The sequence below is a fragment of the Aeromonas sp. R2-3 genome, from assembly GCF_040908375.1.
Classification (GTDB): domain Bacteria; phylum Pseudomonadota; class Gammaproteobacteria; order Enterobacterales; family Aeromonadaceae; genus Aeromonas; species Aeromonas veronii.
This window is the reverse complement of record NZ_JBFODP010000013.1, coordinates 1-15,386: the sequence shown is the minus strand read 5'-3', so window position 1 is coordinate 15,386 and position 15,386 is coordinate 1. Positions and strand designations below refer to the sequence as shown.

Here is a 15,386-nt window from a genome sequence, read left to right as displayed (position 1 = left end):
TTCCCCGACTTCCTTCCCTTTTGTCTCATGGTCGCTGCGGCAAGTCATTGAATGTTAATAGCCGGTTGAAATGTATGACTGTTCTGGTCAGATAAAGCCGTGGACAAGCGTTATGAAGCGGGTTAAGTTGGTTTTTCACCCTATTTTCGGGTGAATGACGGAAAAATCCTTTTTTTCTATTGTCGACGGGGCTGAATTGGGCCGATCTGCATTCAGATAACAACAAGAAACGGATCGGGCCGTGCCGGGAAGCACGGCATCGTCGGCGGGATTCGCTAAACGGAGCAAAGCCTGGAGGGCTTTATCATGGAGATGTTATCAGGCGCCCAGATGGTGGTTAGAGCGCTGGAAGATCAGGGAGTTGAGCACGTCTTCGGCTACCCTGGTGGCTCAGTGCTCGACATCTATGACGCTCTCTTCGAAAACGGCAAGATGGAGCATGTCTTGGTGCGGCACGAGCAAGCCGCGGTTCACATGGCTGACGGTTACGCCCGTTCCACCGGCAAGGTGGGGACTGTGCTGGTAACGTCGGGCCCGGGAGCGACCAACTGCATTACCGGTATTGCCACCGCCTATATGGATTCCATTCCGCTGGTGATCCTCTCCGGCCAGGTGCCGACCAGCATGATCGGTGAGGATGCGTTCCAGGAGACCGACATGATCGGTATCTCCCGCCCGGTGGTGAAGCACAGCTTCCTGTGCAAGAAGGCGAGCGATATTCCCGAGGCCATCAAGAAGGCCTACTATATTGCCGCCAGCGGCCGCCCGGGGCCGGTGGTGGTGGATCTGCCCAAAGATGTGCAGAACCCGAAAGAGAAATTCCCCTACCAGTATCCCGAGACGGTCTCCCTGCGCTCCTACAACCCGACCAAGTCTGGCCATAAAGGGCAGATCAAGCGGGCAGCCAAGCTGCTGGTGGATGCCCAGCGCCCGGTGATGTACGTGGGCGGCGGCGCCATCAATGCCAACGCGGATCATCTGGTGACCAAACTGGCGGAGCTGCTGAACCTGCCGGTGACCACCACCCTGATGGGGTTGGGCGCCTTCCCGGGCACCCATCCGCAATCCATCGGCATGCTGGGGATGCACGGTACCTTCGAAGCCAACAAGACCATGCACAACGCGGATCTCATCTTCGCCGTGGGTGCCCGCTTCGATGATCGCGTCACCAACAACGTGGCCAAGTTCTGCCCCAATGCGACCGTGGTCCATATCGATATCGACCCCACCTCCATCTCCAAAACGGTGCAGGCCCATGTGCCCATCGTCGGCTCGGTGGAAACCGTGCTGGAGCAGATGCTGGAAGTGATCCGCGAGTGTGGCTTCGATAACGACAAGGAGGCGCTGGCGGACTGGTGGAGCCAGATCAACCAGTGGCGCTCCCGTCACTGTCTGGCCTACGAAAAGTCGGCCACCCAGATCAAGCCGCAACAGGTTATCGAGACCCTCTACAAGGTGACTCAGGGTCAGGCGTTCGTTGCCTCCGACGTCGGCCAGCACCAGATGTTTGCTGCCCTCTACTACCCGTTTGCCAAACCGCGCCAGTGGATCAACTCAGGGGGCCTCGGCACCATGGGCTTCGGTATTCCGGCTGCCATGGGGGCCCAGTTTGCCAACCCGGATGCGGTGGTCTGCTGCGTCACCGGCGATGGCTCGGTGCAGATGAACATTCAGGAGCTCTCGACCTGCATGCAGTACGGGGTGCCCATCAAGATCATCTCCATCAACAACCGTGCACTGGGCATGGTCAAGCAGTGGCAGAAGATGTTCTACGGCGGCCGTCACAGCCACTCCTACATGGAGTCCCTGCCGGACTTCGTCAAACTGGCGGAAGCCTACGGCCACGTCGGCATTGCGGTGAGTGATCCGGCCGAGCTGGAGAGCGCCATGGAGAAGGCCTTCGCCATGAAGGATCGGCTGGTGTTCATGGATATCTCGGTCGACCCGGATGAGCACGTCTATCCGATGCAGATCAAGTTTGGCGCCATGGATGAGATGTGGCTGAGCAAGACGGAGAGAACCTGATGAGACACATCATTTCAGTACTGCTGGAGAACGAATCCGGCGCCCTGAGCCGCGTGGTGGGTCTCTTCTCCCAGCGCGGCTACAACATCGAGACCCTGACGGTGGCGCCGACCGAGGATCCCACCCTGTCGCGCATGACCATAGTCACCATGGGTGACGAGCGGGTGCTGGAGCAGATCCAGAAGCAACTGCACAAGCTGGTGGATGTGCTCAAGGTGTGCGACCTGAGCGAAGGGGAGCATATCGAGCGGGAGATCGCGCTGGTCAAGGCGCGCGCTGCCGGTGGGGCCCGTGACGAGCTGAAACGGCTGGCAGATATCTTCCGTGGCCAGATCGTCGACGTCACTCCCGAGCAGTACACGGTACAGCTGGTGGGTACCAGCGAGAAGCTGGATGCCTTTATCAAGACTGCCGCCCAGACCAACGAGATCATCGAAGTGGTGCGCTCCGGCGTCTGCGGTATCTCCCGGGCGGATAAGGCGCTGCGGCCCTGATGGCTGGCGGGACAGCTGATGATGCGTCAGCTGCCGCAGAGGAAAGGAAAGAGGGCTCTGCGGAGCCCTTTTTGTTTGGTTTTGCTTTACGAGGGGAGGGATGATGTTCGGTATTCATGATCTTGCACTGTTTATGGTCTCGGGGCTGCTGCTCAACATCATGCCGGGGCCGGATTCCCTGCTGGTTATGCTGCGCAGCGGCTCGCAAGGGTGGCGTGCCGGTTCAGTCACGACGTTGGGCATCGGCACAGGTGTCATGGTGCATGTGCTGGCGGCAGCCCTCGGTCTGTCGGCCCTGCTCAGCGCGTCGGCCGAGTTGTTTGCCCTTATCAAGCTGGCTGGTGCCATCTACCTCATCTATCTGGGGTTCTCCCTGCTGCGCCAGCAGGCAACGGGTGCAATGGAGGGAGGGGCCACCCTGCCCGCCCTCTCCTATGGTCAGATTTACCGGCAGGGTGTGCTGACCAATGTGCTCAACCCCAAGGTGGCGCTCTTTTTTCTCGCCTTCGTGCCCCAGTTCATCGCGCCGGATGCCCCCGACAAGGCGCTCGCTTTTATCCTGCTCGGCTGCATCTTCAATCTGGGCGGCATCATCTGGTGTCACCTGCTGGTCTTTACCACCGTCTATGCCAGCCACAAGGTACGGTTGTCACAGCGTCTTGGTCGCTGGCTCAACCGGGGCATCGGCACCCTGTTTGTCGGGCTCGGGCTCAAGCTCGCCAGCGACTAGCTCGCGGCTTTCTGACCTGAGGCAGATTATCGTACGCCACGCTGTGGTATGGTCGGCAGTCAGCTGCGGGGCCAGCCCCGTTCTCTCTTTTTCAGGTCAGCCCTACTGGCCGCAGCAGCGAGATCCCTTGCCCAGATGAACATCGCCCGGCTCAAGAACTTTACCGAGATCGTGAAGAACAACTTCAACATCTCGGCGACGGCGGAGAAGCTCTACACCTCCCAGCCAACCCTCAGCAAGCAGATGAAGATGCTGGAAGATGAGCTGTACCCGCAAGGGGAAAAATCTGGTCGGCTTGACCAGCGCAGGCGAGCAGGTGATGGAGCTGGCCAAGGGGGTAGTGGCGCAGGTGGAGCAGATCAACCAGCTCTCGCTGGGTGAGCAGTTGGCCACCAGCGGGGTGCTGCGTATCGCCACCACCCACACCCAGGCTCGCTACAAGCTGCCAGCGGTGATCACCGAGTTCAGCCGTCGTTATCCCGATGTGGCGATCCAGCTCCATCAGGGGGCACCTGCCCAACTGGCCCAGATGGTGCAAAGCGGCGATGTGGATATGGCGATCGCCACCGAGTCCATGTATCTGTTCGACGAGCTGGCCGCGGTGCCCTGTTATCGTTGGGGGCGCAGCGTGGTGGTGCCCCACGCTCATCCGCTGATCGACTGCCAGCCGCTCTCGATGGCGGATCTGGCTCGCTATCCCCTCATCACCTATGTATTCGGCTTTACCGGCCGCTCCAAGATGGACAAGGCTTTTAGCCGCCACGGCCTCTCGCCGAAAACCGTGCTGACCGCCACCGATACCGACGTGATCAAGCACTACGTCCGGCTCGGGATGGGGGTCGGGGTGATTGCCAGCGTGGCCTTTGACGAGGGGGACAGGGAGGATCTGGTGAGCCTCAACATCGACCACCTGATCGCCTCGAGCGCGACCCACATCTGCCTGCGCAAGCATGCCCACTTGCGCGACTACATGTACGACTTTATCCACCTCTACGCCCCCCATATCAGCCGGGAGACGGTGCAACTTCATCTGATCAATCAGCCGCCGACTGCCAATATGGCGGAGTTGCCGTGGCTCTAGTCGCAGGTTGTTTGTCGTACACAGAGCAAAAATACAGAGATAAAAAAGAGAGGCCTTGGCCTCTCTTCTGGTTTTATCGGCATGCGGGATTAAGCGCTGCGGGTCGCCAGATTGATAAAGATCTGGGCTCCGACCAGCAGGCAGTCGTCATCGAGGTAGTAGGGATTCGCATGCAGGTAGTTGCAGATCCCCTTGGCCTGACAGCCGCTGCCGAGGAAGAACATGGCCCCCTTGCGGCCACGGCAGGCGTTGACCATATAGCTGAAGTCTTCGCTGCCGGTCATCGGCTGACCCTGAGCGTTGATCCCCTCGGAGGGCAATACGTCGGCGGCCGCTTGCAGCAGACGGGCGCATGCATCGGCGTGGTTCTCAACCGCCGGATACCCGGCATAGACCATCTTGGTCTTGAAGCCGCGCAGTTCGCTCTGGGCCACGATCTCCTTGAAGCTGTTCTTCAGGATCTGGTCGGTCTCGGCATCCATGGCACGGATGGTGCCTCGCGCCTGCACATGGTCGGCGATGGCGTTGGGGATGGTGCCGCCGTTGATCATGCCGCAGCCAAACACTGCCGGGCTGAACGGGCTGGTGCGCTTGGCGACGATGTAGTCCATATCCTCGATGATCCGCACCGCTTCGCGGATGGCATCCAGCCCCTTGTGGGGGGTCGAGCCGTGGGCGGAGATACCGTGCACATCCAGCGTCCAGGCAGAGCCCCAGGAGGACATGACGCCGTTGTTGAACTTGATGGTGCCGGTCTCCATGGCGCCGTCGTTATGGAGGGCATAGACCTCGTCTACCCCCTTCATGCAGCCCAGTTCCACCATCTTCTCGGCTCCCGGCACCCGCATGTCCTCTTCCGCCATCTGAAAGATAAAGCGGACGTTGTACTGCAGGCGATCGCGGTTGGCGGCCAGAAACTTGGCCGCAGTCAGGGCGATTGCCATATGGGAGTCGTGACCACAGTTGTGAGCCATTCCCTCGTGGGTCGACTTGAACGCAACGTCGCTCATGTCGTGCATCTCGAGGCCATCCATGTCGGCACGGAAGGCGATGGTCGGCAGCACAGGATCAACCACCAGATCGCCGTGAAAACCGGTGAAGCCCGGATAGTCGGTGAGGCGATAGCCAAAGCCTGCCATCAGCTCGCGGCAGTAGGCCGAGGTCTTGAACTCGACGCCGGAGGCTTCCGGAATGGTGTGCAGATGGTGGCGCACTTCGTGGCTGAAGTCGCGCAGGGCCAGCAGGGCCGGTTCAATGTGGATGTTGTTCATCAGATGATCCCTTGCATGGAGAAGCCGAGCTGGGCCACCAGCGAGGCGCCGAAGAAGCAGCAGGTGGAGACGATCATGAAGATCAGGATCACTTTCCAGGACATCTTCTTCAGCTCTTCCAGCTGACCGCCCACCGAGAGACCGGCAAAAGCCAGCAGCGGTACGCAGCAGGAGAGGAAGGAGATCTTGGCGACGGCGTCGATAAAGAGGCCGCGCACCGGGGTTTCCGGCAGGCAGATGAGAATGCCGATGATGGTGGCATAGGCAAATGCCGGCAGGGAGGAGGGCAGATAGCGCTTGGCAATCAGCGAAGCGAACACCACCAGTGACATGGCGACGAAGCTGTCACCCATCAGCCAGAGCGGAGTGCCGGTGGTCAGGGTCTGGGTAAACATGGCCAGCAGGATCGCCAGAAAGACGAACCGCATATCCATTACGATGCTTTTCATGCTTTCTCTCCTTTGGCTGTCAGGGCATAGATTTTTTCAGCGAGCGGCAGACCCAGATAGGTGAGGGAAAGCGCGCCAAGAGCCGAGGAGAGCAGGTTCGAGGCTGCCGCGATGCTCAGCACCTGCTGAGCCAGTGTTTCGTCGAGACCGTTGATCAGGGCGCCTGAGGCGGCACTCAGCATGGAGCCTGAGCCCACACCGGAGCCGGCGGCCAGCGCCAGCGGGTGCAGACCGGTGAGCGGGGCGATACTACCCAGCACGCTGAACCAGAGGGTGCCGATGACGGAGCCGCACAGGTAGATGGCCAGCACGCCGATGTACTCCTGGGAGCCGGTGCCGAACTTGCCCTGAATTACCGCGACGGACGGCTCACGGCTGATGGAGGAGCAGGCTCCGATGGCGCGACGGCCAAAGCCGAACTTCACCGCCAGCGGAATGGCGATCAGGATCGGCAGCAGATTGCCAATCTCCTGCAGGAACAGCGGCACGCCGACGCTCAGGATCATCTTCAGGTTGGGGATGATCATCCCCGCATACTGGGTGCCCAGGATCAGCAGGCTGAAGCCCACCATCTTGCCGCAGAAGCCCTCTTCTTTTTCGGTGAAGAGACTCTTCCAGCCGGGGATGCGATCCTTGACCGGTTTGGCGGAGACAATCATGCCGATGATGACGGCAAAGAGCATCGGCAGGATCGGGATGATGGCGATGCCTATCTTGATCTCCTGTTTGCCTATCAGGTACTGGGCCACAAAGATCAGCATGGCGGTTGCCAATATGCTGACCGTGACCGTCTTGAGGGGACTGGTTTGCTGCATAGTTTTTTCTCTTGTTATTCCCATGTGTGGCCATCGTCAGGATTGTCCAGACCGATGATGGGGGCATCATAGGGAGGGTCGCGGGGGAGGAATGTGACCTTCATCAAGCTGGCCATATGGCATTTTTTCATGGGGTATGCCCTTTAACCCTCTGGATACCAAGGGTTAAAGGCCGTTAACAGAACGTCAGCATTGGCAGGACAAGATAAGTAAACAGGAGGGAAATGGTGACACCGCCCCGCAGGGCGGTGACGCGGATCAGACGGGCGTTTTGAGCCGTGCACTGCGCAGCAGCAGGGGCAGTTGGTAGAGCACCAGGGCGCCGAGTACCAGTCCGGCACCGGCCAGTTTGGCGCCGCCGAGGGGTTCGTTGTAGAAGAGGGTGCTCAGCAGCAGAGTCCAGACCGGCTCCAGCAGCATCATCAGGGCGGCGTGGGCGGTAGTCATCTTGCTCAACGCATGGGTGAGCAGCCAGTAGCGCAATGTGGTGGCAATCAAGACGCTCGCCGCAAACCAGCCCCAGATGCCGTGGCTGACTCCAGCCTCGGGCCACTGTTCGGTCAGCAGGGAGAGCAGGGTGCCGAGCAGGCCGGTCATCGCCAGCTGGATGCAGGTGAGCCAGGTTGGGGCAATGGATTGGGCGAAGTGGCGATGGACGGCAAGCTGGATGCCGAGAGTGGTGGCTGCCGTCAGAAACCAGAACAGCGAGAGCGACACGCCCCAGTGGGTGCTGCTGGAGAGCAGCAGCAAACCGGCGATGGCGATGGGCAGGGTGAGCCAGTAGTGGCGGCCGGGCTTGGCTCGAAAGGCGCCCCAGGCTGCCAGCGGGGCCATCAGAGTGGCGATGCTCATGATAAAGGCGCCGCTGCCCAGCGCATCGCTCTGGCTGATGGCAGTGACCCACAGCAGCAGGCTGGCGCCGAGCAGGGTGCCGCAACCGGCAGCGCGCACCAGCTGGGCGCGAGTCGGCGGTGGCTCGCGCAACCAGGCCAAGGGGAGCAACAGCAGCGCCGCCAGCAGAAAGCGGCTGCCGATAAAGGCGGCAGGGGGCAGTTCGCGGATCGCCTCTTTCGAGAAGAGCCAGCCAGCGGCGGCCAGCAGGGTGACCAGTATCATCAGCAGCAGGGGAGTGCGGTTCATCGGGGTCGCCATGGTGAAATGGATGGGAGAGCATAAAGGAAAGGCGCCAGGTATTGCTACCTGGCGCCTTTCGCATCTGCCTTGAACCGCCGTCGCGGCTCGCGGCCAGCAATCAGTTCATGCCGTAACGCTTGAGCTTCTTGCGCAGGGTGCCGCGGTTGATACCCATCATCACGGCAGCGCGAGTCTGGTTACCACGGGTGTACTGCATGATCACGTCCAGCATCGGCGCTTCGACTTCGGAGAGAACCATATCGTACAGATCAATCACTTCCTGACCGTTCAACTGGGCCAGGTAGTTACGCAGGGCCTGTTGCACAGAGTCACGCAGGGGGCGCTGGGTCGGCTCGGCAGCGTGATTGTGAGTAGTTGTTACCAATGCATCAGAAGTCAGGGTTTGTTCGAACATATTCGGTCGGCTCTTTAGTTATCTTGTTAACCTAATCCATCGAAATACGCTTCGAGTGCCTCAAGTTGCGCGTCTGCGCAATCCAGGGCATTGAAGTGCTTACGGAATTCTCGGCCCGTCTCTTCTTCATCCAGATACCAGCCCACGTGTTTACGGGCTATGCGCGCTCCCAGATATGCACCATAAAACCGGTGCAGGTTGGTTACATGCTCGTTCATCAGGGTGCGAACCTCTTCCCTCTCGGGAGGCGGCAGCTTGGTGCCCGTCTCAAGAAAATGACGGATTTCCCGGAAAATCCAGGGTCGTCCTTGCGCAGCTCGGCCGATCATCACGGCGTCTACACCGGTATAGTCGAGGACATACCGGGCTTTCTCCGGGCTGTTGATGTCACCATTGGCGACAACAGGAATCGATACGGCCTGCTTAATCGCCCTGATCGTGTCGTACTCCGCTTCGCCCTTGTAGAGGCAGGCACGGGTACGACCATGCACGGCAAGGGCCGCGATACCGCAATCTTCGGCGATTCGGGCGATCTCCACGCCATTGCGGTTATCCGGATCCCATCCTGTGCGGATCTTCAAGGTGACAGGCACCTCTACTGCATCCACCACGGCCCGGCAAATTGCTTTGACCTGATCGGGGGCACGCAGCAGGGCAGAACCTGCCAACTTCTTATTCACTTTTTTTGCCGGACATCCCATGTTGATGTCGACGATCTGTGCGCCCTGCTCCACGTTGTAGCGGGCAGCAAACGCCATCATCTCGGGGTCGGCTCCGGCAATCTGGACCGATCGCAATCCGCCTTCTGCAGAGTGATCCATCCTCATCCGGGTTTTCTGGGTATCCCAGACATCCGGGTTGGCCAGCAGCATCTCGGAAACGGCCATGCCAGCCCCCAATCGCAAACAAAGTTCACGGAATGGTCGGTCAGTTACACCGGCCATGGGAGCCACAATCAAGGGAGTTTCAAGCGTGTGGGGACCTATCTGCATTCCACGGTTACCATCGGCTTAGGGCGGCGTATATTACGCATTTTTTAGGCAGGAGAAAAGGTTAGTATTTGAGCGTCAGCCATTTTTTTCTGAAAAAAACGTCGCGCCAAGGCTTGCAAATTCTGGAGTTATTGAAAAACGGCCAGATTGCCGGAGACTGATCGCTGTACCATTCGGGTCGGACGCCTGCATAATTGTCAGTCCACTTGCAGGCCCGCTTTGCGTTATGATAGCGGGCTTAAGTCGAGCAAATGCTCCAAACATTTATGCAACAAAAGCGGATTGGGGATCTATGACGTCAAGGTTCATTAAATCACTCTGGCCGTGTCTGCTGGGGGCCGTGCTGGGGTCGGCGCAGGCGCAAACCATCAGTTTCGGCGAAGCCTGGACCCGGGTCATCCAGCAGGATGAAGGGCTGGCTGCCGAGCAGGCTGGGGTCGATCGGGCCAAGCAACTGCGCGAGGCGGCCAAGGACATGTATCTGCCCAAGGTGGATCTGGGGGCCAGCTATACCCATCTTGATCAGCCGATTGAACTTGATGCCCTCGATCTCAATCCGCTGGCCAAGCAGAAAGATCTGATCCTGGCACTCGGCAGCCTGTTCGGGGTCGGGGCCAACGCATTTGTCACCCCCCTGACCAAACAGAATGTGGTGACCAGCTCGGTCAAGATGCTCTGGCCGCTGTTTGCCGGTGGTCGCATCGATGCGGCGCAGGATATCCGCCAGGCGCAGGTGAGCGAGGCGCAGCAGCTGCTGGTGCTCAAGCAGCAATCCACCTTCGAGAGCCTCTCCCAGACCTATTTCGGCGTGGTGCTGGCTGCTCAGGTGGTGCAGACCAAGCAGGAGATCGAAGAGGGGCTCGCCCACCATCTGGATCACGCCAAGAAGCTCGAAGTGCAGGGCCAGATCGCCAGGGTGGAGCGCCTCTCCGCCCAGTCGGCCTATGACAGAGCGCGCATCGATACCCAGAAGGCGCGCCGCAGCCTCGAGATCGCCGAGCTGGCCCTCGGCCGCATGCTGAAGTTGCCAAATGCCCAGCCGGGCAGCGGCCTGTTCGTCAACAAGGAGCTGCCGCGCCTCGAGGGGTTGGTGAGCCAGACCCTGGAGGTGCACCCCGGTCTCAAGCTGCTCAGCGCCAAGAAGGAGCAGGCCAAGGGGATGATCCGGGTCGAGCAGGGCAAATATGCCCCTGAGGTGTTTCTGTTCGGTAACTACAACCTCTATGAAGATGATTCGCTCGCCTCCAAGACCACGCCGGACTGGCTGGTGGGGGTGGGGGTCAGCATGCCGCTGGTGAGCCGCGATGGCCGCTCCGAGACGGTACAGGCCGCCAAGAGCGCCGAGCTGCAAGTCAATCTGCTGCAGGCCAAGACCCGCGAGGATCTGGAGTTGCTGGTAGAGAAGACCTGGCGCGAAGCGGCGCAGGGGCTGGAGGAGTATCAATCCCTCTCTTCCACCCAGGCGTTGGCAGAGGAGAATGTGCTGCTGCGGGACAAGGCCTTCGGTCAGGGACTCTCTACCTCCCTTGATGTGGTGGATGCCCAAAACCAGCTGGCGGGGGTCAAGACCCAGCGCGCAGCGGCGGCCTATCAATATGTGGTGTCGCTGGCCCGCCTGCTGGCGCTCTCCGGCCAGATGAACAGTTTCAATCAATATCAGCACGGTCGGGTGATCGAGGTGAACTCATGATCGCACTCCAGTCCGTTCCTTTTTCTATCTCTGTTTCGACCGCCAAGGGTCGCCCGTTTGTCGAGGTGAAGTGATGAGCCATCCCCCCATCAAAAAGAAGATGAGCCAGGGTAAACCGCTGTTGTTGCCGCTGGCACTGGTGATCCTGGTGGTCTGGCTCGGCTGGCGCTTCTGGCTCGCCTATCAGCCGGAGCCGGTGCATCTGCAAGGGCAGATTGAAGCGCAGCAATATTCGGTCTCCTCCAAGGTGCCGGGTCGCATCGACGAAGTGTTGGTGAAAAAGGGTGATCAGCTGACCAAGGATCAACTGGTCTTTACCCTGGCGAGCCCCGAGATCGAAGCCAAGCTGAGCCAGGCCAAGGCCGGTGAAGCGGCTGCAGGCGCGCTGGCGCAAGAGGCGGAGAAAGGAGCCCGAGCCCAACAGATCGCCGCTGCCAAGGATCAGTGGCAAAAAGCCAAGGCCGCCGCAGCCCTGCGCGGCAAGACCTATGAGCGGGTTGCCAGCCTGCACCGCGACGGCGTGATGCCGCTGCAAAAGCGCGACGAGGCCTGGACTGCCTGGCAAGCCGCCCGTTACAGCGAAGGGATGGCGTGGCAGCAGTACCAGATGGCGTTGGAAGGGGCGCGGGAAGAGACCAAGATCGCCGCCCGCGAGAAGGCCAAGATGGCGGCCGGTTCGGTGGCCGAGGTTGAGGCTTATCTGGCCGATACCCGCATCGTCAGCCCCCACTCAGGCGAGGTAAGCCAAGTGCTGCTGCGCAGCGGCGAGCTGGCGCCGCAGGGCTTCCCGGTGGTGACTTTGCTCGACATGAGCGATGCCTGGGCCCAGTTCCATGTGCGCGAAGATCTGCTGCCCCGCTTCCCGGTCGGTACCGAGTTCGATGCCCGCATCCCGGGCCTTGGCGATCAGATCGTGCGCTTCAAGGTGACCCATGTGGCCGTGATGGGGGATTTCGCCACTTGGCGTGCTACCGATACCCGTCAGGGTTTCGATATGAAGAGCTTCCAGGTAGAGGCCCGTCCGCTGCAACCGGTTGAGGGGCTGCGGGTTGGCATGAGTGTGCTGGTTGAACTCTGATGGGACGTGAATTTCGGCTGCTGTGGCAGGATCCATTCAGCCGTGCCCTGATGAGCTGGGTGCCGCTGCTGCTGATGGGGATCCTCTGCTGGATCTTCTCGGCAGGGTTGGCCCGCGACCTCAAGGTGGGGCTGGTGGATCTCGACCACAGCGTGCTCTCGCGCCAGCTCGCTTTCTCGCTGGATGGCTCGGCCGGGCTCAAGGTGGCGCAACAGTTTGACTCCATCGAGGCCGGGGCGCGCGCCTTGCGCGGTGGCGACATCTATGCGCTGGTGGTGATCCCCAACCATCTGGAGCGGGATGCCCGTCAGGGCACCCAGCCGCAGGTGACGGTGTTCAACAACGGCCAGTTCATCCTGATCGCCAAGCTGGTCAACTCGGCGCTGGCGCAGGTGGTGGGCACTCTCAACGGTCAGGTCGGCGTGCTGGAGGCGATGGCCGATGGCAAGGCGCTGCCCGGCGCACTCGGGCAGTCGGTGCCTATCAGCAGTCAGGTAACGGCGCTCTATAACCTCAACTCCAGCTACGCCCAGTTTCTGTTGAGTGCCATTCTGCCAGCCGTATGGCAGATCCTGGTGGTGCTGTTCGGCCTCAATGCGCTGGCCCGTACCGATCGGCTGGGGCTGGACTGGACCACTCGCGGTGTCTGGTTTGGCCTCTGGCGCACCCTGCTGCCTCACATGTTGATTGGCTGGGGGTGGGGAATTGTCTGGACACTGCTGCTGTTCAAGGGCTTCTCCTACCCCATGCACGGCAGCTGGCTGGTGCTGGTGGTGGGTCTGGGGCTCGCCTCGGCGGCCTGCGTCACCATGGGGGCCTTTTTCTACGGCATCATTCGGGATCCGGCCCGTGCCCTGTCGCTGGCGGGGGCTTACACGGCGCCCGGTTTCGCCTTTATGGGGGTCACCTTTCCGGTGAGTGCCATGGGAGATTTCGCCCGCTTCTGGCGCAGCCTGTTGCCGGTCTCTCACTATGTGGAGCTGCAGATTGGTCAGAGCAACTACGGTCTGCCTCTCGCATCGGCGTTGCCGCAACTGGGGGCGCTGCTGCTGTTTCTGCTCCCCCTGCTGCTGGTGGTTCGTCGTTACAAGCAGCAGGCCGAGCTGGCCCGTCAATCAGCCGCAGTGGCGAGCGCCGAAAAGGAGCCTGAGTGATGCTGGGATTTGTCGATCTGTTGCGCCTAGAGCTGCGCACCCTGCTGGCTGATCGCGCCATCATGCTGACCCTGTTTGGCGGGGTGATCTTCTACTCGTTTCTCTATCCCCAGCCCTATCTGCATCAGCTGCCGCGGGAAGAGGCGGTAGTGGTGGTCAACGACGATGGCAGTCAGTTGTCCCGTCAGCTGGAGTTTATGGCCGATGCCACGCCGCTGGTAAAGCTGGTGGCGCGAGCCAATTCGCTGGCCGAGGCGCGACAGCTGATGATGGCCGGGGAGGCGAGCGGGATCCTGCACATCCCCAACCACTTCTATCGGGACCTGATGCTGGGCAAGAGCGTCACCCTGAGCTATGCCGGTGATGCCTCCTACTTTCTGGTCTACGGCACCATTGCCGAAGGACTGGCGCAGGCCGGTGGCACCCTCGCCGCCCAAGTGAAGGTGGCGCGGCTGCTGAGCCACGGCGAGGCGCTGCCACAAGCGGCCATGGGCTGGAATGCGGTGGCCCTCAACGTGGTGCCGGTGTTCAATCCCACCATGGGCTACGTCAACTACGTGGTGCCGGCGGTGTTCGTGCTGATCCTCCATCAGGTGTTGCTGATGGGGGCGGGGATCCTGGGGGCGACCCAGAACCAGCGCAGTTGTCGCGGTGAGCATGGTTACTGGCAAAGCGCGCCGGTGTTGCCGCTGCTGCTGGCCAGAACACTGGTGCTGGCGGGGTTGTTCCTGCTGCCGGTAAGCTACTTTCTCGGCTTCTGCTTCGATCACTACAATATCGCTCGTCATGCAGACCCTGTGCAGCTTTGGCTGTTCGCCCTGCCGTTCCTGCTGGCGACCTGCTGGTTCGGGATTGTACTGGGAGCGACCTTTACCCGGCGGGATCTGCCAACCCAGGTGGTGCTCATCTCCTCCCTGCCGCTGGTCTTTCTGGCGGGCTTTATCTGGCCGCTCGAGCTGATCCCGGCGCCTCTCAACTGGCTGGCTCAGTGGGTGCCCACTATCCCCGCCATCGAGGGTTTTCTACGTCTCAACCAGATGGGGGCCGACTTCGCGCAGGTTGCCCGCTACTGGTGGCAGCTGTGGGGACTGGCGCTGCTCTACGGCGTGCTGGCTTGCCTGCTGCTGCGTTGGCGGCAGCGGTCGTTGCCGATTGCTGGCCCATCAGTCGCTCACAGTGAAACGAGCGCCGGTTAGCGGGATGGTGCAAGCGCGCGTGAGATAGCGTGTGCGGTATAGCGAAAACGGTCAGCCCTTGGGCTGACCGTTTTGTTATGTGGTGGGGTTAAGCGGTTTTACTGCTGCTTTAGCCGCGCTGGAGTTCGGGATCGCCGATGGCGTAGATCTGTCCTACCGCCGTCTCATCCGCCAGCAGGCGCAGCCCTTGGGCGGCCACATCGGCGCGGCGCACCAGTCCGTGCACCTCCTTGTCCTGACTGAGTTCGGCGCGGCCGGTGGCGTCGCCATCCTGCAGGCCCGCCGGGCGCAGAATGGTCCACGCGAGGGGGCTGGTCTGTAGCCAGCTCTCCGCCAGACTCTTGAGGCGTACCTCGTGACCGAAGGCGGCGCGGGCACGTTCAGGCAGATACTGCCAGCTGTCGCCACAGCCGAGAGAGGTGACCAGCAGCAGCCGTTTCAGGCCTGCCTGCTCCATGGCATCGATCACATGACGGTTGCCCTGATAGTCCACCGGCACAACCTGACGGAAACTGCCGAGGGTAGAGACGACTTGGGCATCTTGCCCCGCTCGGGCACACGCCTGCTGCACCGCAGCCGGATCCAGCGCATCCCCCTCGATCACCTCAACTCCCAGCGCCTCCAGTTCCGTAGCCATCTCGGGGCTGCGCACCAGCGCAACGACCCGGTGACCCTGGTGCATGGCGTGGTGAGTAAAGGCGCGGCCCAGGCCGCGGCTGGCTCCGAAAATCAGTGTGGTTGGCATAGCTGAGCTCCCTTGGCAAAAGGGGCTAGCCTAGTGGCTTGTTCGTTTGCTGTAAATGAGAGTTGTTTCTATTTGTGGGCCAGCAGAGAGGCGAGGGTGCGAGCCGCTGGCGGCTCG

The 15,386-nt window shown here is 60.9% G+C and carries 15 protein-coding genes and 1 pseudogene; 9 read left to right on the top strand and 7 right to left on the bottom strand.

Features of this window, described 5'->3' with window-relative positions; genetic code table 11:
• Window positions 1-306 precede the first annotated feature (306 nt).
• The 5 genes and pseudogenes from AB5Z02_RS03860 to AB5Z02_RS03840 all read left to right on the top strand — a co-directional run bounded on the left by AB5Z02_RS03860 (window position 307) and on the right by AB5Z02_RS03840 (window position 4,330).
• The gene (locus AB5Z02_RS03860; protein WP_368215320.1) at window positions 307-2,025 is read left to right on the top strand and encodes an acetolactate synthase 3 large subunit; all 1,719 of its coding nucleotides are present in this window, start codon (window positions 307-309) and stop codon (window positions 2,023-2,025) included.
• Complete coding sequence (gene ilvN, locus AB5Z02_RS03855) at window positions 2,025-2,519, top strand: acetolactate synthase small subunit (RefSeq protein ID WP_005311605.1); 495 nt, start codon at window positions 2,025-2,027, stop codon at window positions 2,517-2,519. Before AB5Z02_RS03860 ends, ilvN begins: the two co-directional genes overlap by 1 nt.
• A 103-nt stretch (window positions 2,520-2,622) precedes the next feature.
• Window positions 2,623-3,249 (top strand): LysE family translocator, encoded by a 627-nt coding sequence (locus tag AB5Z02_RS03850; protein ID WP_368215333.1) that lies wholly within the window; start codon window positions 2,623-2,625, stop codon window positions 3,247-3,249.
• A gap of 48 nt (window positions 3,250-3,297) precedes the next feature.
• A pseudogene (cysB, locus tag AB5Z02_RS03845) lies at window positions 3,298-3,462 on the top strand (HTH-type transcriptional regulator CysB); the annotation flags it as partial.
• Between the two features lie 46 nt (window positions 3,463-3,508).
• The gene (locus AB5Z02_RS03840) at window positions 3,509-4,330 is read left to right on the top strand and encodes a LysR substrate-binding domain-containing protein (protein ID WP_368215318.1); all 822 of its coding nucleotides are present in this window, start codon (window positions 3,509-3,511) and stop codon (window positions 4,328-4,330) included.
• Between the two features lie 89 nt (window positions 4,331-4,419).
• On the opposite strand, the gene AB5Z02_RS03835 is transcribed toward AB5Z02_RS03840, so the two are convergent.
• From AB5Z02_RS03835 to dusB, 6 genes are all read right to left on the bottom strand, one after another.
• Window positions 4,420-5,601: a M20 family metallopeptidase gene (locus AB5Z02_RS03835; protein ID WP_368215317.1), complete on the bottom strand. Its 1,182-nt coding sequence runs from the start codon at window positions 5,599-5,601 to the stop codon at window positions 4,420-4,422.
• Complete coding sequence (locus tag AB5Z02_RS03830; RefSeq protein ID WP_322862721.1) at window positions 5,601-6,050, bottom strand: hypothetical protein; 450 nt, start codon at window positions 6,048-6,050, stop codon at window positions 5,601-5,603. Before AB5Z02_RS03830 ends, AB5Z02_RS03835 begins: the two co-directional genes overlap by 1 nt.
• The gene (locus tag AB5Z02_RS03825; protein WP_368215316.1) at window positions 6,047-6,865 is read right to left on the bottom strand and encodes a DUF3100 domain-containing protein; all 819 of its coding nucleotides are present in this window, start codon (window positions 6,863-6,865) and stop codon (window positions 6,047-6,049) included. The genes AB5Z02_RS03830 and AB5Z02_RS03825 overlap by 4 nt, the downstream gene beginning before the upstream one ends.
• 258 nt (window positions 6,866-7,123) lie before the next feature.
• Window positions 7,124-8,005: a DMT family transporter gene (locus AB5Z02_RS03820; protein ID WP_368215314.1), complete on the bottom strand. Its 882-nt coding sequence runs from the start codon at window positions 8,003-8,005 to the stop codon at window positions 7,124-7,126.
• Between the two features lie 112 nt (window positions 8,006-8,117).
• Entirely contained in the window at window positions 8,118-8,414 is a 297-nt protein-coding gene (fis, locus tag AB5Z02_RS03815; protein ID WP_005309538.1) for a DNA-binding transcriptional regulator Fis, read from the bottom strand.
• A gap of 26 nt (window positions 8,415-8,440) precedes the next feature.
• Window positions 8,441-9,406 carry a tRNA dihydrouridine synthase DusB gene (dusB, locus tag AB5Z02_RS03810; RefSeq protein WP_019445016.1) on the bottom strand — a complete coding sequence of 322 codons (966 nt, stop codon included), beginning with the start codon at window positions 9,404-9,406 and terminating at the stop codon, window positions 8,441-8,443.
• A 292-nt stretch (window positions 9,407-9,698) separates the two neighbouring features.
• Between dusB and AB5Z02_RS03805 the strand changes: the two genes are divergently transcribed.
• The 4 genes from AB5Z02_RS03805 to AB5Z02_RS03790 all read left to right on the top strand — a co-directional run bounded on the left by AB5Z02_RS03805 (window position 9,699) and on the right by AB5Z02_RS03790 (window position 14,524).
• Window positions 9,699-11,096 carry a TolC family protein gene (locus tag AB5Z02_RS03805; RefSeq protein WP_368215313.1) on the top strand — a complete coding sequence of 466 codons (1,398 nt, stop codon included), beginning with the start codon at window positions 9,699-9,701 and terminating at the stop codon, window positions 11,094-11,096.
• A 73-nt stretch (window positions 11,097-11,169) separates the two neighbouring features.
• A complete protein-coding gene (locus tag AB5Z02_RS03800) occupies window positions 11,170-12,174 on the top strand; it encodes an HlyD family secretion protein (protein ID WP_151285940.1) in 1,005 nt (334 codons plus the stop codon).
• Window positions 12,174-13,328 (top strand): ABC transporter permease, encoded by a 1,155-nt coding sequence (locus AB5Z02_RS03795; RefSeq protein ID WP_368215311.1) that lies wholly within the window; start codon window positions 12,174-12,176, stop codon window positions 13,326-13,328. The genes AB5Z02_RS03800 and AB5Z02_RS03795 overlap by 1 nt, the downstream gene beginning before the upstream one ends.
• Window positions 13,328-14,524: an ABC transporter permease gene (locus tag AB5Z02_RS03790; protein WP_368215310.1), complete on the top strand. Its 1,197-nt coding sequence runs from the start codon at window positions 13,328-13,330 to the stop codon at window positions 14,522-14,524. The genes AB5Z02_RS03795 and AB5Z02_RS03790 overlap by 1 nt, the downstream gene beginning before the upstream one ends.
• Before the next feature lie 109 nt (window positions 14,525-14,633).
• Here the strand turns inward: AB5Z02_RS03790 and AB5Z02_RS03785 are convergent, their stop codons facing one another.
• Entirely contained in the window at window positions 14,634-15,269 is a 636-nt protein-coding gene (locus AB5Z02_RS03785; RefSeq protein ID WP_368215308.1) for an SDR family oxidoreductase, read from the bottom strand.
• Window positions 15,270-15,386 lie beyond the last annotated feature (117 nt).